This is a genomic window from Methanospirillum stamsii, from assembly GCF_003173335.1.
GTDB lineage: Archaea > Halobacteriota > Methanomicrobia > Methanomicrobiales > Methanospirillaceae > Methanospirillum > Methanospirillum stamsii.
The window spans coordinates 1-18,940 of record NZ_QGMZ01000012.1; the positions used below are offsets into that span (position 1 = coordinate 1).

At 46.1% G+C, this 18,940-nt stretch carries 20 protein-coding genes; 15 read left to right on the forward strand and 5 right to left on the reverse strand.

What is annotated here, in order from left to right; genetic code table 11:
- Positions 1–347: 347 nt before the first annotated feature.
- The 13 genes from DLD82_RS05980 (at position 348) to DLD82_RS06040 (ending at position 11,053) form a co-directional block, all read left to right on the forward strand.
- Positions 348–1,037 carry an energy-coupling factor ABC transporter permease gene (locus DLD82_RS05980; protein WP_109940204.1) on the forward strand — a complete coding sequence of 230 codons (690 nt, stop codon included), beginning with the start codon at positions 348–350 and terminating at the stop codon, positions 1,035–1,037.
- A 3-nt stretch (positions 1,038–1,040) separates the two neighbouring features.
- The gene (locus DLD82_RS05985) at positions 1,041–1,340 is read left to right on the forward strand and encodes an energy-coupling factor ABC transporter substrate-binding protein (RefSeq protein ID WP_109940205.1); all 300 of its coding nucleotides are present in this window, start codon (positions 1,041–1,043) and stop codon (positions 1,338–1,340) included.
- Complete coding sequence (gene cbiQ, locus DLD82_RS05990) at positions 1,340–2,128, forward strand: cobalt ECF transporter T component CbiQ (protein WP_109940206.1); 789 nt, start codon at positions 1,340–1,342, stop codon at positions 2,126–2,128. The genes DLD82_RS05985 and cbiQ overlap by 1 nt, the downstream gene beginning before the upstream one ends.
- Before the next feature lie 8 nt (positions 2,129–2,136).
- Complete coding sequence (locus DLD82_RS05995; RefSeq protein WP_109940207.1) at positions 2,137–3,318, forward strand: energy-coupling factor ABC transporter ATP-binding protein; 1,182 nt, start codon at positions 2,137–2,139, stop codon at positions 3,316–3,318.
- Positions 3,319–3,387: 69 nt separating this feature from the next.
- Complete coding sequence (gene cbiT, locus DLD82_RS06000) at positions 3,388–3,936, forward strand: precorrin-6Y C5,15-methyltransferase (decarboxylating) subunit CbiT (protein WP_181391281.1); 549 nt, start codon at positions 3,388–3,390, stop codon at positions 3,934–3,936.
- Positions 3,933–4,544: a cobalt-factor II C(20)-methyltransferase gene (locus DLD82_RS06005; protein WP_109940209.1), complete on the forward strand. Its 612-nt coding sequence runs from the start codon at positions 3,933–3,935 to the stop codon at positions 4,542–4,544. The genes cbiT and DLD82_RS06005 overlap by 4 nt, the downstream gene beginning before the upstream one ends.
- On the forward strand, positions 4,541–5,257 hold the full coding sequence (cobM, locus tag DLD82_RS06010) for a precorrin-4 C(11)-methyltransferase (protein ID WP_109940210.1): 717 nt from the start codon (positions 4,541–4,543) through the stop codon (positions 5,255–5,257). The genes DLD82_RS06005 and cobM overlap by 4 nt, the downstream gene beginning before the upstream one ends.
- The gene (gene cbiG, locus DLD82_RS06015; protein ID WP_109940211.1) at positions 5,254–6,129 is read left to right on the forward strand and encodes a cobalt-precorrin 5A hydrolase; all 876 of its coding nucleotides are present in this window, start codon (positions 5,254–5,256) and stop codon (positions 6,127–6,129) included. The genes cobM and cbiG overlap by 4 nt, the downstream gene beginning before the upstream one ends.
- Positions 6,104–6,892 carry a precorrin-3B C(17)-methyltransferase gene (cobJ, locus tag DLD82_RS06020; RefSeq protein ID WP_109940212.1) on the forward strand — a complete coding sequence of 263 codons (789 nt, stop codon included), beginning with the start codon at positions 6,104–6,106 and terminating at the stop codon, positions 6,890–6,892. Before cbiG ends, cobJ begins: the two co-directional genes overlap by 26 nt.
- Positions 6,840–7,514: a precorrin-8X methylmutase gene (locus DLD82_RS06025; RefSeq protein WP_181391282.1), complete on the forward strand. Its 675-nt coding sequence runs from the start codon at positions 6,840–6,842 to the stop codon at positions 7,512–7,514. Before cobJ ends, DLD82_RS06025 begins: the two co-directional genes overlap by 53 nt.
- A 4-nt stretch (positions 7,515–7,518) precedes the next feature.
- Entirely contained in the window at positions 7,519–8,532 is a 1,014-nt protein-coding gene (locus DLD82_RS06030) for a cobalt-precorrin-5B (C(1))-methyltransferase (protein WP_109940213.1), read from the forward strand.
- Positions 8,529–9,119: a cobalt-precorrin-7 (C(5))-methyltransferase gene (locus DLD82_RS06035; protein WP_109940214.1), complete on the forward strand. Its 591-nt coding sequence runs from the start codon at positions 8,529–8,531 to the stop codon at positions 9,117–9,119. Before DLD82_RS06030 ends, DLD82_RS06035 begins: the two co-directional genes overlap by 4 nt.
- Before the next feature lie 404 nt (positions 9,120–9,523).
- Positions 9,524–11,053: a hypothetical protein gene (locus DLD82_RS06040; RefSeq protein WP_109940215.1), complete on the forward strand. Its 1,530-nt coding sequence runs from the start codon at positions 9,524–9,526 to the stop codon at positions 11,051–11,053.
- A 104-nt stretch (positions 11,054–11,157) separates the two neighbouring features.
- Here the strand turns inward: DLD82_RS06040 and DLD82_RS06045 are convergent, their stop codons facing one another.
- Both DLD82_RS06045 and DLD82_RS06050 read right to left on the reverse strand, forming a co-directional pair.
- A complete protein-coding gene (locus tag DLD82_RS06045) occupies positions 11,158–11,991 on the reverse strand; it encodes an HhH-GPD family protein (protein WP_109940216.1) in 834 nt (277 codons plus the stop codon).
- A 73-nt stretch (positions 11,992–12,064) separates the two neighbouring features.
- Positions 12,065–13,411, reverse strand: coding sequence for a deoxyribodipyrimidine photo-lyase (locus DLD82_RS06050; protein ID WP_109940217.1), 1,347 nt, complete (start codon positions 13,409–13,411; stop codon positions 12,065–12,067).
- Positions 13,412–13,503: 92 nt separating this feature from the next.
- On the opposite strand from DLD82_RS06050, the gene DLD82_RS06055 reads away from it, so the two are divergent.
- Both DLD82_RS06055 and DLD82_RS06060 read left to right on the forward strand, forming a co-directional pair.
- On the forward strand, positions 13,504–13,797 hold the full coding sequence (locus DLD82_RS06055) for a type II toxin-antitoxin system HicB family antitoxin (protein WP_109940218.1): 294 nt from the start codon (positions 13,504–13,506) through the stop codon (positions 13,795–13,797).
- A gap of 10 nt (positions 13,798–13,807) precedes the next feature.
- The gene (locus tag DLD82_RS06060) at positions 13,808–14,026 is read left to right on the forward strand and encodes a hypothetical protein (RefSeq protein WP_109940219.1); all 219 of its coding nucleotides are present in this window, start codon (positions 13,808–13,810) and stop codon (positions 14,024–14,026) included.
- A gap of 61 nt (positions 14,027–14,087) precedes the next feature.
- Here the strand turns inward: DLD82_RS06060 and DLD82_RS06065 are convergent, their stop codons facing one another.
- From DLD82_RS06065 to mutS, 3 genes are read right to left on the reverse strand one after another with little or no spacing between them, the layout of a single operon-like run.
- Positions 14,088–14,288: a DUF2283 domain-containing protein gene (locus tag DLD82_RS06065; protein ID WP_109940220.1), complete on the reverse strand. Its 201-nt coding sequence runs from the start codon at positions 14,286–14,288 to the stop codon at positions 14,088–14,090.
- A 40-nt stretch (positions 14,289–14,328) separates the two neighbouring features.
- Positions 14,329–16,128 (reverse strand): DNA mismatch repair endonuclease MutL, encoded by a 1,800-nt coding sequence (gene mutL / locus DLD82_RS06070; protein WP_109940221.1) that lies wholly within the window; start codon positions 16,126–16,128, stop codon positions 14,329–14,331.
- Entirely contained in the window at positions 16,125–18,803 is a 2,679-nt protein-coding gene (mutS, locus tag DLD82_RS06075; RefSeq protein ID WP_109940222.1) for a DNA mismatch repair protein MutS, read from the reverse strand. The genes mutL and mutS overlap by 4 nt, the downstream gene beginning before the upstream one ends.
- Between the last annotated feature and the right edge of the window lie 137 nt (positions 18,804–18,940).

Sequence of the window (18,940 nt, forward strand, 5' to 3'; positions counted from 1 at the left end):
TGTTCCCCTCGAAACAACTAACCCCGGCCGCTGGCTCCTGATATTTCAGGAAGCGTGTGGGATAACAAAGTTGCATTGATCAACATATATAGACTTCGATTTGATCCTGAAAAATACAAACAATCATTCATGGAATTAATTGCCGGATCAGACCCTCTTGAACCCCTCTATCATATCAGTCAATAATTTTTCCCTATTTTCAAAAATACACGCAAAAAATCTATTGGCGCGGATTGAAGAAAATTAGGTATTACGCATACCACAACAGTAAAAAAAGTTTATCTTACTCACCAATATTTGATCAATATTATTAGCAATAAAACAAAATTTGTTTTGGAGTTCTTAACATGCACGTAATGGAAGGTTTTCTCCCCCCCCTATGGGCGGCAATTTGGTGGATTATTGCTCTCCCCTTTATTATCTATGGATTTATTCAGCTGAAGAAAATCATTAATGACAACAGAGATGTGTTACCGCTTCTTGGAATATGTGGTGCCCTTATCTTTATCCTTTCAGCACTTAAACTTCCATCAGTAACCGGCAGTTGTTCTCATCCGACAGGAACGGGTCTTTCAGCGATTATTTTCGGCCCATTTATTACAGCAATCATCGGATTCATCGTTCTTCTATTCCAATCTCTCTTCCTTGCACATGGTGGACTTTCCACTCTCGGTGCAAACACATTTTCAATGGCAATTTGCGGGCCGTTTCTTGGATATTATGTATATCGAGCTTTGAAGGACACAAAAGTGAACATCTATATCACCGTGTTCATCGCTGTTGCTCTTGCTGATCTTTTCACGTATGTGATCACCGCATTAGAATTAGCACTTGCATATCCTGCAGAAGCGACTGGTTTCATTGGTTCATTTATAACATTTCTGGGTATTTTCGCAGTCACTCAGGTACCCCTTGCCATACTTGAAGGAGCTGTTCTTGCACTCGTATTCAAGTATATTGTGAATATTAAACCCGAAATACTCATCAAGTTAAAAATTTTCTCTGAAGAAAAAATAAATGCAGCCAGGGAGGTGTAAGGAATGAAATATCAGTTTGAATTAATAGTTGGAGTTATTATCGTCTTATTCATCAGCGTGTTTCTTTACACAGCATCTATTAACCCGGATGCGGAATATGGAGGATCAGACGGTGTTGGTTCTGCAGTGGTCTCCGAGATGACCGGGATTCCGGAAGATGAAATACGGCCGTTAATTCCTCAATGGGCACCACCAAGTGGCGAGATTGAATCAGGCTTGTTTGCATTACAGGCTGCTTTTGGTGGCATAATCCTTGGACTTGGATTTGGTTATCTGTTAGGGCAACGAAAAATTGAGCAGTAATGTTTGTTCATGATTTCCTTGAGGAAGCAGCTCAGAAAAATGCTCTGCTCATGATAAATCCCTTCACCAAGCTTCTGCTTGGTTTAGGATCTATCATTCTCACACTCTTTTCTCCAAATTTCATTAGTCCGCTCATTCTGACAATTTCTTTAAGCTTAATCATAATTTACCTGGCAAAGATAAATCCGCTTTTTTATTTGAGATTGCTGACCATACCATTAAGTTTTGCGATTTTAAGCGTAATGGTTATTGTTTTAATTTCAGGAGGAGAAGAAAAAATATGGTCATATAATCTTTTTTCAATCTTACCTCTCTCAATTACTTCAGAAAGTATTCAAAAAGGATTACTGGTATTTTTCAGAGTGATGGCTGGAATGTGTGCATTATTTTTTATTTCTCTGACAACACCCATGACAGATCTGTTTGGAGTCATGAAAAAATTCAAAATCCCGGATCTCTTTATTGACCTATCAATGATTATTTATCGTTTTATCTTTATTTTTATGGGAAAAGCCCATCAGATTCACCATGCACAATTGATGAGACTTGGATACTCCAAACCAAAAGAGGCACTACGCTCCTACAGCATGCTCTTTGGCAGTATATTTATCACGTCCTGGGATGCCGGAGAGCATTTCATTAATGCTATGGATTGTCGTTGTTACAATGGAAAATTCGCAAAATATCTTGATTATAACCCAATAGAGAAATCATCATTTGGCTATGTTTTTCTCTTTCTTCTTGGAATTACTGCGCTTATCGTTGTAACAAACAGTTATTCATTATAGGATGATTTATGAAATCACTCATTGAAATTCAAAATATTTCTTACTGTTACTCTCAAAATTCACCTGCGATTCATAAAATAAACCTCTCAATACAAAGCGGTGAAAAAATAGCTCTGGTCGGATCAAACGGAGCAGGAAAATCAACCCTCCTTCTTACCCTGAATGGAATGCTAGAACCGAAAAAGGGACATATCTCTTTTCAAGGCACTCCAATCTCATATGACAGACGAGCACTGCGAATAATAAGACAAAAAATCGGATTTGTTTTTCAGGATCCGGATGTCCAGATTGTCGCTCCGACAGTATGGCAGGATGTAGCATTTGGCCCGACAAATCTGGATTACCCGGAAGATAAAATCAGAGAGGTTGTTCAGGAAGCGCTGCGCAAAGTGGGTCTTGAAGGATTTGATAAACGCCCGCCTTATCACCTATCAGGAGGGGAGAAAAAACGGGTAGCAATAGCCGGAGTCCTTGCAATGGACCCGGAGGTTCTCATCCTTGATGAGCCGACCAGTATGCTAGATCCAGCCGGAAGTGAAGACATTATGGATCTCCTTGATGAACTCAACCATCAGGGAAAAACCATAATCATCTCAACCCATGATGTTGAGCTCGCGTATCCCTGGGCTGACAGAATTATCCTCATGGAAAATGGAGGCATAATAGCATCAGGCACACCGGAGAATGCCTTTTCAGATAAGGAACTTGTAAAAAGGGCCAGGCTGAAAACCCCCATTTTGCTTGAACTCTGCCAGGAACTGGCTGCCCGCGGAATAAAAAACGGGGGAAGACTTCCCACCACTGTTCTGGATATCATCCGGATTATCGAAAATGAGCATCACGGAACTATCCGACTTTCAGAAAACGGATATGGGATAATCCATGTCGGAGATGTCGACCTCCAATCGGGGGAAAAAGTAAACGCCCTTGTTAAAAAAATGCACCATGATACCATCGGAGTTATGGGCAGCAGGGCAAAGATATGCGCTAGACAATGGGGAATCAACCCGGATATCTCCTATGCGGTCATCGATAAATGTATACTTCAGGCAATGAATGGAAAATCAAGCCTAATTTTAACAACCGCAGGGATGGTGAGCAGGGTAATTGAACGGGTAACGCACTTTAATCAGACTAACAATCGTTCAATCCCGGTTCAGAAAATAATATCAGAAGATCCTACCGGATAACCCTGATTTTTTAGCTGAAATGAAACCCAATCACTTTTGTGGAAATTAAAGCAAATGGATACGGAGCATATGACAATGTGTCCACTGGAAAAACCCCCAACAGGAGGTCCGACAAAGGATGAAATTCTCGCAATTGCTCTGCAGAAACTTGGGTTACATCCTGATGATATCTTTGCAGATATTGGATGCGGCACAGGAAAGGTAACCATTACTACCTCCCCCCTTGTCTCCGAAATTCATGCAATCGATGTCAGGGAAGAAGCATCCAGATGGACAGAACAAGAAATTATACGACTTAATATCAGGAATGTGACAATCCATCACAAAGATGCAGTAGAGGTTCTCTCTTCCCTAGAAAAACTCGATACAGCTTTTGTAGGTGGTTCAAGAAATCTGACGGATGTTCTTTTTCATTTGGCCAGGCTCAGGGTCAGAACTGTTGTTATCTCTGCAGTTCTCCTGGAGACCCTGAATAGTGCAATAAAAACATTACAGGAGTATGAGATGTTTCATGAAGTAATCCACATACAGGTATCAAAAAGCATGCCTCTGGCAGGAGGAATTATGCTCAAACCAATAGATCCGGTATATTTGATTATTGGAGGGAGGAAAGAATGATTACCGGTCTTGGTCTTGGACCGGGAGACCCTGAACTTTTAACGCTAAAAGCGGTCCGACTTTTACAGGAAGCAGACTGCGTTTACATTCCAGGGGGTCTTGCGCGTAGACTTGTTGAGCCATATTGTGATCCAATCGAACTCTCCTTTCCGATGAGTCATGATGAAGAGATGATCAGGAATCAGATAATTCAAAACGCCGAGATCATTGCCAAAGATGCACGCGAGAGAGATGTCGTTTTCGGTATCATCGGAGATCCAAATATCTTCTCAACATTTTCCCGCCTTGCAGTTATCATGCAGGAAAACCACCCGGAGATAACCATCAGAACTATCCCAGGCATTTCTTCGATAACGGCACTGATGTCTGAAACCGGTCTTCCGATAACCGGCGGGTTCTGTGTGACTGATGGCAGCGGAATACGATCACAGATCCGGATGAAAGTAAGAAAGCCCAGAGAGATTGCAGAATCCCTCCGGGAAGATGGGTACTCCAGGTTTGCACTGGTTGAGCGGATGTACATGGAAGGTATGCAGGTCCTCCATGGGGATGAAATTCCAGAAGAAAGCAGTTACTTTTCCCTCCTTTATGCAGAGCGTGATGTATGAATAAAATCTGGTTTATTGGAGCAGGACCAGGAGATCCAGAACTGATAACAGTAAAGGGACGAAAAATTCTCGATAGTGCTGATATCCTCATCTATGCCGGATCCCTGGTAAACCCGGACCTTGTTGCCAGTTCTCCGGCTATAGAGAAATATGACAGCAATGGAATGAGCCTTGAAGAGATGATCCCTATCATGATTTCCGGAGTTAATTCCGGGAAACAGGTAGTAAGACTTCATTCCGGGGACCCGGCACTTTACGGAGCGATTATTGAGCAGATTTCCCTTCTGAAAGAACAGGGGATTACCGTAGAAGTAGTTCCTGGTGTCTCATCACTTTTCGGAGCTGCCGCAGCCCTGTCATCACAACTTACACTCCGGGGAGTATCAGAGTCGGTCATCATCACAAGACCCGCTGGCGCTACTCTTGAAAAAGATAAGATAGAGGAACTCTCACAATCAGGGGAGACCATGGCAGTGTTTTTAGGTACTGACAAACTGGAAGATATCACCCGGCGCCTTTCCTGTCCCCCGGATACAACCGCTGTGGTAGTTTACCATGCCACCTGGCCGGACCAGAAGATTGTCAGGGGAACTGTTCAGGACATTGCAAAAAAAGCGGCTGATGCTGGAATAACCAAATCAGCACTCCTTCTGGTTGGAGAAGTTTTTTCCGAGAATCCAAAAGGGCACATAAGGTCAGTTTTATACTCATGAACCAGACGGTTGTTACAGCACTTCCCTATTTCAGGGAGAAGGGAGAGCAGATTGCGACGGCAGTTGGTGCCCGGTTTATACCCTACGAAGCTGGCATTTTTACTGAACTCTACCATTCAGCAGAGCAAATCATTGCAATCATGGCAGCAGGCATTGTGATAAGAAGTCTTGCACCTCTTATGACCGATAAATGGAGAGATCCTGCAGTCGTGGTCATCAGCCCGGATATGAGATATGCCATCCCCATTTTGGGCGGGCATCATGGGGGAAATGACCTTGCATATCTCCTGCAGGAGCGCTGTAACCTTATTCCGGTCATTACTACTGCAACCGAAGCAACGGGTAAAGATGCAGTTGAAGTTATTGCGAAAAGCGAAAACCTCCGGATTGTAAACACATCTTCTACCAGGCAGGCAAACGCGGCAATTCTTACCGGCACAGCAGGTGTCTACCGGGTCAGTGAACCAGGCATGGTCATCGCGAGTCCGGGAGTTTCCTTCCTTGTTGCAGAGGGCAGATTCTCAGTCGGGATAGGATGTCGCCTTGGAACACCGGCAGATGAGATAATCTCCGCGATAAACACCGCATTTGAAAATGCAGGAATATCAAAGGAGGATGTGGCCATATTTGCATCAGTGGCCCTCAAGGCTCATGAACCAGGCCTTCTTGATGCAATACGAGCACTAGGTGCTAACATCATCTTCTTACAACCCTCCGACCTCAGTGAAACAGAAACTCTTTCAAAATCAGCGGCATCGCGATTCGGGCTTCCGGGAGTTGCAGAACCTGCAGCTCTAGCGGTATCCGTCCGTCACCAGTTAATCATGCAGAAACAGGTATTTGGAAATGTCACCATCGCCATCGCAGAATAAATCCGGTTCCCTGACGGTTGTCGGGATCGGTCCGGGAAGCCCTGAAATGCTCACCAGGGCTGCGGAACTGGCAATAGGCCAGGCAGATATTGTCATTGGAAATGATTTTTATATCGACCAGATCCCCCACCTGCTTAAAGAACAGGAAGTCATTAAAAGCAGAATGGGAAAGGAAGTTGACCGGGCAAAACAGGCAATCAGTCTTGCACAGGAAAAACATGTGGTCATGGTTTCAGGAGGAGACCCAGGTGTATATGGAATGGCCGGACTTATCCTTGAGATGACTGAACAAACCTCTCCTGACCTTGCAGTAGAGGTAATCCCGGGCATTACGGCAGCTAGCGCGGGAGCTGCCCTCCTTGGAGCTCCTCTCACCAATGACTTTGCAGTAATCAGTCTTTCAGATCTACTCACACCACGGGAAATCATCGAAAAAAGAATCCGGGCACTCTGTTCTGCTGCAATTCCGATGGTTCTCTACAATCCGAAAAGCAGAACCCGTACGAGCTTATTTGAAGATGTCATAGTTATTGCCCGGGAACACCTTTCAGATGACACTCCGGTGGGCATTGTAAAAGATGCATACAGACCGGACCAGAGGATAATCGTTACAACACTCCGCGAAGTAATGGATGTTGAAGACAGCGTTGATATGCACACCGTCGTTTTTATTGGCGGAGAAGAAACACGCATGCTCAGGAGATATAACAATGCCAGAGGAATGTTCACCCCCCGTGGATACCACAGAAAATATGAATACTGATTATACTGACATCGGTGCCGATACCGCTGAAGGATATGCCATATCAAGCAAGTCACGAGATTTAGCCAGAAAAAAAATTGGGAATAACGGCCCTCTTGACCGGATACGCCAGCGCTGTTCCATCGCGGTGGGTGACTTTGCCATGGCTGACCTCATGAGATTTCACGGCGACCCGGTGATGACCGGACTTTCTGCACTGAAAAACAGAGCCACCATTTACACAGATATCAGAATGGTGCAGACCGGTATCCAGAAGAAAGGCCATTTTAGTGAAGTAAAATGTATCCTCGATACCCCCTGCACTCCTGATTCAACCGGAAAGACCCGGACTTCTATTGCACTCATGGCTCTTGGAGAGCAGTTAAACGGTTCAATCATAGTGATAGGAAATGCGCCATCTGCACTTCTGGCTCTTTGTGATCTCATACAAAAAGGAACCCTCCCTGCTCTTGTGATCGGGATACCAGTCGGGTTCGTAAATGCTGCGGAGTCAAAGGAACTTCTTCGCACCCTGGATATCCCTTCCATATCAAACGAAGGAACACGAGGGGGCACTCCGGTAGCGGTTGCTGCAATGAATGAGATAATCACCATGTTTGCAGAAGAAAACAGCACACTCTGATACTATGCAGGATCCCGTCAGTGGATTTGATTATCCTGTATCCTGGGTGGAACGCTGTAATAACCCAGGTTTATTGGAGTTAGTAGATAAGGGACTTGCAATTCTTACCGCAGATGGGGAAGTAAGAAAACGGGGGTTTACCACCGGAACAACTGCCGCAGCCGCCGCTAAAGCAGCAGTGCTTTCCCTGGCTGGAGATGATATCAGGGAGGTCACTATCCTGACACCATCAAATATCCGCATCCACATCCCGGTATTTGCAGAGAACGGAACCGGGAGGTGCAAAAAATACTCCGGAGATTATCCGGGAGATGTAACCGCAGGGCTTGAGTTTGTTGCACAGGCATCCCCGTCTGTATCTTCCAGTGAAACAAAATTGACATTTGGCCCAGGAATCGGAATATGGGATAGGGATATTCCCCGGTATAAAAAAGGTGAACCGGCAGTATCATTTCAGGTTATGGATGAAATCAGAACTGCGATTAATGAAGCAATCGCAGAGATCGGCATTTCAGAAATTTCAGTGATGATATACGCCCCCAACGGAGTTGAGGTTGCAGAAAAAACACTGAACCGCAAGGTAGGAGTTGTCGAAGGGATATCAGTTCTTGGTACAACAGGGTTTGTCGAACCCTGGGATGATCATCTTGAACAGACCGTCTGTGAACGGGCAGCAGGCGCAGAACGGGTTGTCCTCACAACCGGAAGGATAGGCATGCGGTATGCTAGAATGCTTTTTCCGGACCATGAAGTTATCCTGGCAGGTTCTCGACTTGGGACCATTATTCCTCATCTTACCGGAAGGATAATCATCTGCGGTCTTCCGGCACTGGTTCTAAAGTATGTGAATCCCCGGTTCCTGGAAAATACCGGATATCCTACGGTTGAAGAGATGACAGGTTCTGAATTTTTTATACCGGCAATGCATGCCGCATTTGAGATGTATAAAACACAGCACCCGGATATCAGGATCGTTATTGTGAACCGTGAAGGAGAAATAATCGGAGATTCGGAATGAAAATCGTCGGTGTAGGTTGTGGTCCGGGAATGCTCACTGAATCGGCAATAACAGTGATACGATCCGCTCGTCTTATTGTGGGATCGGAGAGGGCAATCAATCTTGTAAAATCCCACATATCCAGGAATGCCGAGGTCAGGATCATTGAAGATTATTCATCACTGCGGCAACTCCCGAATGATGCAATTGTTCTCTCAACCGGAGATCCCATGGTTTCGGGACTTGGGTATCTTGGCGGAGAGATAACACCAGGAATATCCTCGATACAATTAGGAGCTGCACGAACAGGAATTTCCCTCACAAACCTGTTCATCATCACCGCCCATGGAAGGGACCATGAAAAAGCAATCGATGATTGCTGTGAAATGCATGTAAAGGGAAGAAAATCGTGTATCATTGCCGACCCCCGGTTTCCTGTAAATACCCTGGCCAGCAGTCTTTCAAGACTCTCCATTCCCGCACGAATAATTATCTGTGAAAATCTTGGATATCCGGATGAAAAAATACACGAAGGCACTGCTCAAAACCCTCCGGTTCCTGAGGGGAATATTTACATCCTATTTGTTACAAATACTGAAAAATCCTGAAAAACAATAGTGGAAAAGGGGATTGGTCTCTGCACCCTTGGGGCAGTCAACCAGTGATATCGGGTATCACAGAGACCAATGGGGTCTTCATCGAACATTCTCCTCCTACAAGAACCTCATGAATTGATACACACATTTGATGGGGGGTGTGAAATGAGGCATTTCACATGTATGCGTCAGGTGTTATTCGGATGGGGGGGTGTCTCCATGCAGGTTCTAATGCAGAGAGGTAATTATAGGTTATTTTTGAGATATATTAAATTTAGCCCCAGTGACCTCATGAATACGTGATTTGATTTTTATTTTTAAGATTTAAATTAGGCAACCGATTTTGTCATCATATTTCTAATCATTACCTAATAAAAAACAAAATTATAAAATATACAGCATGCCTATAAAGATATGTGAAAACGACAACCCGGGTCAAAAAGATCAACGGGCATGAATACCTGTATGAGATCACCTACTATTATGATAAAGAGTCTAGAAGAACCAGGCAAAAAAGCAGATATCTCGGTAAAAATGTAGACGGGCAACCAGTCAGGGTCAGAGAAAAAGCAAAAACACCTGAACGAGTCTACGCCTATGGAGAGTTCATTCCGTACCTGCAGGCCGTGAAAAACCTCCGTATTCAGGAGATTCTGGGATCACACCTCACAGACCATGAAGTCAGATTATTCCTGGCACTTCTTTTTGCAGGAATTCATCATCCGGATGCATTACACTCACCAGCGTCCTGGTATGAATCTACTGTCCTCCCCCGGGTATTTTCAGGTCTGAAAATAACAACCCAGAGCATCACCAGGCTCCTGAAAAAACTTGGTGAGGGCTCAATTCACCTCAGTATATGCAGAGCACTCTCCCAGATTCCGGATAGCGGGAACATGCGTGTGTTCAGTATTGATCTACCGATGTCCAAACCGACTACCTGGAATAAGGGAGTCACTCATCAGAGTATTGAACCAATTGTCCTTTTTTATGACAATATTGAGAACATACCTGTAGGATACCTCTCATCAGCGAGATATCTCATCACCTCAGACCTTGTGAAAGCGATAAGCGCAGGGATGAGCCTCTTCTCTGGGAAAAAGGCAACAATAATTTCAGGTAAAAATTTTGAATCCTCAATGAATCTGTATGGGGCCATATATAGTGAAATACCCCTCATTTTTCCCCTGGATCCGGAACATGATCTTATCAAAGATGAGATCAAACAGCACCGCTCTGAATTAATGCACCCTAAAAATCTGAAAATTTTCCGTGGAGAGACATTATTTGTAATTCCAGTAAACCTCACGCTGGAAACCCATCATCTGAAGGGATATATCATTTATAGTCCCCGGCAGGAAGAGGAAATAAGGGAACGGTACGCCGAAGATATCGATCTCATTCTCGAAAATCTCAATGAAAAGCCAATATACCGCTGGGTAAACCCTGCTGAGGCAGTTGCGGATGTTGCCGGAATATACAACCAGTTCCTCCAATGGAAAGTTGAAGATAACCGGATGTTTGTTGACGTAAAAAGAAAGGCACTCGGAAAATACCTGAAAAATAGTGGAATATCGGTAATTATCACCGGAGATCCCGAATATCAGTGGGATACCTGTCTTGAGTGGCTTGAAGAACGTGCAGAAGCTGAAGATTTCATTACTACTTTTCTTAAGAATTTCCAGGTTTTCCCACTTACTGTTGACAGTGATGTAATGAAGAACGGGGCTTTTCTTATTGCTTTCATCGCTCTCGTTATTGAACGATGGGTACATGAGCAATATACAAAATCAGGACTTCTGTCAATATATACATCAGAGAGAATACTTCTGGAACTGATGAAAATCCGCTTGATTGGACTTGGAAATGAAAGAGTCATCGTGACAGGGCTGTCCTCAAGACAAAAAGAGATTCTTGACTCTCTCAAATGGAGTGCGGAACTCTGAAAAATATCCCTTTTATTACATTCTAATTAGGCATTTTTTTCAGGATTACCATACCAAATCTTTGTTTAGGCACGCACCCCCTGTACCTCGGAACGCGTAAAATATCAGGAGAAATGGATGGTGGTATGATCTTTTACAATGAGCCCTTCAATTATCATTTGGGAAATAATCTTTTCAGTTCTTGAATGTTGATCCCCCACTATTCCAACCAGTTGATTATACTGTGTCGGCCCGTTCTCAAGGAGGATTTTTATGACCTGCCCCCGTATCTCCCGGTCTGAACCAGCGAAGGGTGACTGCACCGCATAATGCCTGCTCCTCCGGTTTGGATTCTTTATCTTTCCGGCAAGAAATGTTCCATAATCCATCAGGCTGTAATACCACTCGCGTGGATTATTTTTATTTAGCGCACGGCTGATAACCGGAATGATCTCCTTGTCAGAAACATCCGCTTGATCTTGAAAGAAATGGTGAATAAATACCCGCCGGATATTAGTTTCAATAAAAACAACCGGACGATTATATGAAAAAGCGACAATAGACCCGGCAGTAGCAGTTCCAATCCCAGGCAGAGTTTTTAGAATTTCCGGATCATCCGGCACTATTCCATTCCATTTTTCTACAATCGCCCGGGAAATCTCCAGGAGATATTTCGCCCGCCGGTTATAGCCAAGACCCTGCCAGGCTCTCATGACATCTTCGAGGGATGCTCCGGCAAGTGCATTAAAATCCGGAAACGTCTGGATAAACTGCGGAAATTTATCCATCACCCTTGGCACCTGTGTCTGCTGAAGCATTATCTCCGATACCACCACCCGGAACGGGGTGATGTCATCCCGCCATGGCATCGGGCGCTTATTTTTTTCATAAAATTCCGCCAGGTAAGCATTAAACTGCGAAATGGCATCAGAGTCAGCAGGATTATAATACTTATCCATGTTCACCTTGGGATCTGTTTAGTGAGGCCTTATCAGGGGCCTTGAGTGATTGAACCGGAAACCAGGATCAGGATCAGGAATACAGCTCGAGCATCCGACCCACCCATCCGTCCAGCCTGAACTTACGCCGGAGTCCTGCCTCATTCATGTACCGGATGGTTCCGAATATCGGGCGCTCCTTCCATGGGCGATCATGTTTGCCAAAACACCAGGCAACCCCACAGTAACCATTCGGGTCACGCCCATCCAGTTCATACCGGTTATTGAGAGAAAGCGCAATGTTATACGCCTCTTCAGGTGTTTCGGTCCATTCAAGGATCTTCTTTCCCCAATACATACGAAGGTACCCATGCAGGTATCCGGTCCGAATCATCGAGAGTTGCATGGTATTCCATGCCGTATCATGAGTCCTGCACTGCTCAAAATCTGCCAGCGTGTATGAATATTCCCGTGTATCGATCCGGTGTTTTTCAAGGGTCTTTTTTGTCCATTCCGGAAGTCCTTCATAGTCATCATACCGGGGATTATACCAGACAAAATTGTGTGATAACTCCCGACGAACGATGAGTTGTTCCAGGAATGTATTTGTTCCCGGTCCGGGATGTTCCATCACCCGGAGGGCGATATAAAGCGGTGATATATGACCGAAATGTAAGTATGCGCTCAAATATGATGTCGCACGGGCTGTCGGATCATTGTGGGTGGTCTCATACCGGTCAATGGTGCCAGAGAGGAATGCAGAGAGATAATTGTCTGCAGCTGTCTCTCCTCCGGGAAGAAAGTGAGAAGAAGTATCGTCTTTGATTCGTTCCTGTGTGAACTGCTGCTCTGCTCCGACCGGGATCCCCGTGAATGGCTGATAGTCCTGGGATTCCACCTGCACATGCCGACTGGTGAGGGTGTGCAGAAAAGTGGGTAGTTGCCGGGTAATTTTTGGCCTGAATGTTCCTGCCGACCATTCTTCTTTTGGTGAAGCAACCTGAACCGGCACGATCAGGTTGGTCTCTACAATCACTACCTTACAGGGAACGGTATCAATGACCTTTTGCCTCCATTCCCGCTGAAGCCGGATCCAGCCCTGATCGGTCACCATCATGCATGCATCGTCTACAATCCGGGGAATGATATCAACCGGACTCCCGGACAGGATCTGAAATCCGATTCCCCGCTTGGAGAAAGAACGATTCACGTCCTGAAGACCCTCCCATAAAAACCGGTAATGAACTGGTGTTGCCTCAGGATAGGATTGGGCAAGGCAAAAGACGACGATGAGAGGTTTTTTTAGTTCGTTCGATCTTTCAATTGCATATTCAAGGGCATGATTATATCTGGTCCTGACCGCTGATTGCATCCAATAGAGGATGTACGAACCCTTCGATTCCTGATTATTGAATGAAGTAATGCGTTCAGGCTGGATCATAATTTACACCAGATGCCACAGATTTTTTATCCGGAAATATTACATGCTCTTAATAATCACAGATATGTAAGTTCATCATGAGATGAGGACTTATGACTTGTGCATACACGGGAATTATAAAAAGATCTGGAGATTTTTACATTGGTCTTTGTCTTGAACTCAATGTCGCCAGTCAGGGAGATAGTATTGAGGACGCAACCACGATGCTTCAGGAAGCATGTAAGGAGTACCTTTCTTTTGTCAAAGAAGAAGGTATCGAAGATGAGATAAAGCCGGTCTCGTTGGATCTGCTCAGAGAGTTTCTTATTGGAGACGAGATGTCCTCTAATTCGAATGGTCGTTTGTTTTCAAAAAAAATAACAATCTCCGATCCCTGTGCCGCATAAATTACCCCCGATGCCAAGCAGAAAATTTGTGGCCCTGTTGACTAAAGGCAATGCACGGTTAATTCGTCAGCGCGGAACGAGTCACGCAATATTTGAGAGAATATCCGGAGGAATAAAATACCATGCACCGGTGGTTATGGCAAAAGATGAGTTGTCTTCTCATTATATGCTGATTGTTCTTCGGCAACTGGGGTTCACCGATGACGAAATTGAGGATTTATTGGGATAATTAGGTTGTCGGATGACGGAGTATTCCTCCTCTTTTCCGATATTGCTCATTTTATTAGACATTACTTTGTCTCTAATGAGAAATTTCTCATAAGATTACTCATAATCTCTGGATTCATATGGAGAAGTTCAATCCCAACAATTCTGTTATCTTTGGCATAATCCAGAATAACTCCTGATTTAACCTCTTCAGAACCCACAATTGGTGATTCATCAAACCGAATATAACAAGCTCTGATGACAGAATCTATAATAATTTTCATCCTTGTATTGAAAAACACCACGTTTCAGAGTTTAATGAAACTATACCCTTTTAAACATTTTTCCTAATTCCTGACTTGAGAACGAGATTATCGTCGGCCTGCCATGCGGACAGGTCCAGGGATCAGCAGTCTGTGACAACTGGGTGATTATATCCATTCCCTGTTCCGGGGTGAGCACCGCTCCTGCCTTAACCGCACTTCTGCATGAAACAAGCCGGAGAACCCGTTCTTTTAACCTGACTGGTCCCTCGTCCTCTGAAAGGATCGTTCCAATGAGCTCCCTGACCGTTTCAGGATCCTCATACCTCCCTAGGACCACCGGAACACCCCGCACACACCAGGTATCCTGACCAAAGGGTTCAATAATAAATCCTTCATCGGTGAGAACCGGAAGAACAGAGGGAATAAACCCGGCCTCGGAAGGGCTGAGGGTGAGCACTACCGGGGCAATCAGTTCCTGGGTTTTCAGGTGCAAAGACTCCTGCTGTTTTAACTGATCATACCTGACCCGTTCATGGGCTGCATGCTGATCAATCAGGAATAATGCCCCGGTCTTATCACTTGCAACAATATATGTCCCACCGACCTGCCCAATCCAGAAGAGCTCGGGGAATCGTTCATCCCTGACCGCAGCAGCATCCGCACTCTCCTGTAACCTCGACTGCAGGAGCTGGCGTGATGTGGTCCGGTACCCGGCAAGGGTTGCTTCACATACCTGTCGTGCAACCGGAGCCGCTGTTATCGTTCCATACCGGACGGGAGCTGGTGCCGGAGAAGGAATATCAGAGAGAGAGATCTGGGCATCTTCATCCATCCCGGCCGGGAGGTCTAGCAAATCTGCATCGTCAAGTGCCCTTCTGACCGTCCGGACAAGCAGGTCAAGGATCTTTCGTTCTGCGGAGAACCTGACCTCACGCTTGGTCGGATGGATATTCGCATCCACCTCTGCCGGAGGGATTTCAAGCATCAGAACCGCAACCGGCCAGACATTGCCGGGTATCAGGGAACCATATGCCCGTTTTACAGCAGATATCATCGCAGGGGCCTGAACAAGGCGACCGTTCACGGCAATAAGAAACCGCTGGCGATTCTGTTTAACCAGTTTCGGGAGCGATACAAGGCCGGTCACGAGGGTATTACCATCCTCGCCTCTGATGGGGATCATCATTCCTGCATCAGACGGGTAGAGTGCCCTGAAGATATCAGAAAGATCAGATCCTCCATGGGTGGAGAACTTCTCAATACCATTTACGAGGTACCTGAAGGTGATGTCCGGATACAGGCATGCAAATGACTCAAGAAGTGACGTGATGTGGGCAACCTCTGTCTGCAGGCTTTTCAGGAACTTCCGACGTGCAGGTGTGTTAAAAAACACCTCCTCAACAGTTATCGAGGTCCCGTTCGGTGCCCCGGTCTCGGTACATTCGACGACCTCTCCCCCCGTGATCCGAAACCGGATTGCTGTCTCCGATTCTTTCGGCTTTGTGACCATCGTCACGTAGGAGACAGCCGCAATACTCGCAAGTGCCTCCCCCCGAAATCCAAGAGTCCGGCAGGAAAGCAGATCATCGCCGGTCCTTATCTTGCTTGTGGCATGGGCAAGAAAGGCAATACTGACCTCTGAAGAAGGAATGCCAACCCCGTCATCGGTGATCCTGATGCGGGTAATCATCCCATGTGCGGTAGAGAGTTCCACCGTAATCCGTGATGATGCCGCGTCTATAGCATTCTCGACCAGTTCTTTAACGATGGAAACCGGACGGTCCACCACCTCTCCGGCAGCAATCAGATGGACGGTGGATTCATCAAGGACCTGGATGACCGGGGCAGATTCTCTCATGGATGTCGTGCCTTCTCCTGCAGACCGGAAAGGATAGTGAGTGCCTGCATCGGTGTGATCTCATTGACCTGAAGGGAACGGAGTTCTTCCCGCAGGGGATCAGGCCTGGACTCCCTGACTGGATCATTACCGGCATCAAGAAGGATCATCTGGGTGTACCGCTTGACACTTCCGCCCATCAAATCCTCACCGCTCATGATCCGTTTCATCAGTTCTTCAGACCGGGTGACAACCGAAGCCGGGACTCCGGCAAGCTGAGCCACATGGATACCATAACTCCGGTCAGTTGCACCGGGCACCAGTTTCCGAAGAAATATGACGTCCTTGTCTGTCTCTTTTACCGCAAAATGACAATTCCTGACACGTTTCAGGTCTGCTTCTATCCCGACAATCTCATGGAAATGGGTTGCAAAAAGACATCGCGGCCCTTTAGACCTCTTACCGTGAAGGTGCTCGAGGACAGCTTTTGCAATACAATAGCCGTCAAGGGTGCTGGTCCCTCTACCAATCTCATCAAGGACAACGAGGCTCCTCTCCGTTGCATGATTGAGAATGGTTGCAAGTTCAATCATCTCAACCATAAAGGTACTCTGCCCGGAGGCAAGATCATCAAACGCCCCGACCCTGGTAAATATCCGGTCAACAACACCGACTCTGGCATAAGTAGCTGGAACATAACTCCCCATCTGGGCAAGAATGATGGAAAGGGCCACACTACGCATGTAGGTGGACTTTCCAGCCATGTTTGCCCCGGTGATGATCAGAATCTGGTCTGATCCTGCAGAGAGTTCTGCATCGTTGGGGACAAAACCTCCCCCAATACTACTTTCAACAACCGGATGACGTCCTTCCCGAATCAGAAGGGTTGGTTCATCAACAAGTTCAGGTCTGACATACTGGTGTTTGAGTGCTGCTTCAGCAAGTCCTGCATAGAGGTCAATCTTTCCAATCGCATGGGCGATCTCCTGAAGAGCCGGAACCTCCTTGCTGGCCAGTTCAAGAATTTCCTTAAATATCTCCTCTTCAAGACTCAGCAGCCGCTCATCTGCCGTTGCTATCTGGGACTCCATCTCGCGGAGTGCTGGAACCGTATACCGTTCACCATTGGCTGTCGTCTGGCGGCGTTCATAATCATCAGGAACACTTGCGAGATTTGCCTTTGTTATCTCGATGTAATATCCAAATACTGCGTTGTATTTTATTTTCAGGGATTTTATCCCGGTCCGTTCCTTCTCCTGCTGCTCAAGGTCTGCGATCCATTGTTTCCCGTTTCGTGAGATGGTCCGGAGATGATCAAGCTCCTCATGATACCCATCCTGTATCACCCCTCCTTTTCGGACCAGGGCGGGTGGGTCCTCGACAATTGCTTTGGTAATAATATCAGCCAGAGGGGTGATGTCCCTTATCCCGGCGATTGCATCGGACAGTTCTTCAGGAATATCATGCTCGGTTGAAAAGACTAACTTAAGGTTCTTCACTGATTCATTTGCTGAAGCAAGGGTTACCAGATCACGCGGACTTGCATTTCCATAGCTTACCCTGCCCGCAATCCGTTCAAGATCAGGAAACCGGTGGATACGGGTCCGGACCTCATCCCTGACTGCTGACCGGTCAATACAATACGATACGGCATCAAGCCGGCGGTTAATTGCTCCCGGGTCCAGAAGTGGTGCAGCAATTCTTCGTCGCAAGAGACGGCGACCCATCGGGGTCAGGGTCATGTCAATGGTAGCAACAAGGGTTCCTTCTTCGGTCCGGTCCCGGATATTCTGTAGTACCTCGAGGTTCCGCAGGGTAACGGCATCAAGGACAAGCTGTGATCCAATATCTGACCGATGGACTGACCTGATATGAGATAATGAATCAAACTGGGTCTTCTGGGCATACAACAGTGCAGCTCCTGCTGCTATGGTTCCTGCAGGATAGCCGGCACAGGGTAGATCCTCCGGCTCTTTGATACCAAACTGTCTGCAAAGAGCCTCCTCCGCTGACTCCTGTGTAAAGAGTGTGGGATTCTGGGATGATACAAGCGATAGGGCAAGATGCAAAAACCTGATAAGATCCTCACCTGTCCCTTCAGGAACAATACATTCTGATGGATGATATCGTGCTGCTTCAGAACGGATACCATCATTCATATCCTGTGATGGAATCTCGGTAAACTGAAAGTCTCCGATTGAGATGTCGATGAAAGATAATCCGACCCGTTTCTTTTTCAGGTCAGGATAAACTGCCATCAGGTATCGTGCCTTTTCAGTTGAGAGAAGAGCAGCATCGATGACGGTTCCGGGTGTGACGACTCTGACGACCGCCCTCTTCACAATCCCTTTCGCTTTTTTCGGATCCTCGACCTGTTCACAGATGGCAACCTTGTACCCTTTGCTGATCATGCGGGACAGGTAGGTATCCAAGGCATGGTACGGGACCCCGGCGAGCGGGATCTCCTGACCATCCGGCATCCGACCCCGTGAGGTCAGGGTGATATCCAGAACCCGGGCGCAAATCCGGGCATCATCGCAGAATGTCTCATAAAAATCACCCATCCGAAAGAAGATGACACAATCTGGATACTGCTTTTTAGCATCGTAGAATTGTTGCATTGCCGGCGTTATTTTCCCCGGTTTTTCTGTACTTCCCTTTTGCCCGGTTTCTTTCTGGGCTGCCGGATCACTCATGACTGGTACACATTAGGAAAGAAAGACCAAAATGGTAACCTCATCGTTCTGAAACCCCGCCCTTTTCAGGATGATTTAAGAATCAAACGCAATTCAGCAGGAATAATGATAGTATTAAACCTCTAAAGACCAGAAAC

Coding starts and splice junctions, on each gene's coding strand:
- DLD82_RS05980 (WP_109940204.1), top strand. CDS start 348: ATGCACGTAATGGAAGGTTTTCTCCCCCCCCTATGGGCGGCAATTTGG.
- DLD82_RS05985 (WP_109940205.1), top strand. CDS start 1,041: ATGAAATATCAGTTTGAATTAATAGTTGGAGTTATTATCGTCTTATTC.
- cbiQ (WP_109940206.1), top strand. CDS start 1,340: ATGTTTGTTCATGATTTCCTTGAGGAAGCAGCTCAGAAAAATGCTCTG.
- DLD82_RS05995 (WP_109940207.1), top strand. CDS start 2,137: ATGAAATCACTCATTGAAATTCAAAATATTTCTTACTGTTACTCTCAA.
- cbiT (WP_181391281.1), top strand. CDS start 3,388: ATGACAATGTGTCCACTGGAAAAACCCCCAACAGGAGGTCCGACAAAG.
- DLD82_RS06005 (WP_109940209.1), top strand. CDS start 3,933: ATGATTACCGGTCTTGGTCTTGGACCGGGAGACCCTGAACTTTTAACG.
- cobM (WP_109940210.1), top strand. CDS start 4,541: ATGAATAAAATCTGGTTTATTGGAGCAGGACCAGGAGATCCAGAACTG.
- cbiG (WP_109940211.1), top strand. CDS start 5,254: ATGAACCAGACGGTTGTTACAGCACTTCCCTATTTCAGGGAGAAGGGA.
- cobJ (WP_109940212.1), top strand. CDS start 6,104: ATGTCACCATCGCCATCGCAGAATAAATCCGGTTCCCTGACGGTTGTC.
- DLD82_RS06025 (WP_181391282.1), top strand. CDS start 6,840: ATGCCAGAGGAATGTTCACCCCCCGTGGATACCACAGAAAATATGAAT.
- DLD82_RS06030 (WP_109940213.1), top strand. CDS start 7,519: ATGCAGGATCCCGTCAGTGGATTTGATTATCCTGTATCCTGGGTGGAA.
- DLD82_RS06035 (WP_109940214.1), top strand. CDS start 8,529: ATGAAAATCGTCGGTGTAGGTTGTGGTCCGGGAATGCTCACTGAATCG.
- DLD82_RS06045 (WP_109940216.1), bottom strand. CDS start 11,991: ATGGATAAGTATTATAATCCTGCTGACTCTGATGCCATTTCGCAGTTT.
- DLD82_RS06050 (WP_109940217.1), bottom strand. CDS start 13,411: ATGATCCAGCCTGAACGCATTACTTCATTCAATAATCAGGAATCGAAG.
- DLD82_RS06055 (WP_109940218.1), top strand. CDS start 13,504: ATGACTTGTGCATACACGGGAATTATAAAAAGATCTGGAGATTTTTAC.
- DLD82_RS06060 (WP_109940219.1), top strand. CDS start 13,808: ATGCCAAGCAGAAAATTTGTGGCCCTGTTGACTAAAGGCAATGCACGG.
- DLD82_RS06065 (WP_109940220.1), bottom strand. CDS start 14,288: ATGAAAATTATTATAGATTCTGTCATCAGAGCTTGTTATATTCGGTTT.
- mutL (WP_109940221.1), bottom strand. CDS start 16,128: ATGAGAGAATCTGCCCCGGTCATCCAGGTCCTTGATGAATCCACCGTC.
- mutS (WP_109940222.1), bottom strand. CDS start 18,803: ATGAGTGATCCGGCAGCCCAGAAAGAAACCGGGCAAAAGGGAAGTACA.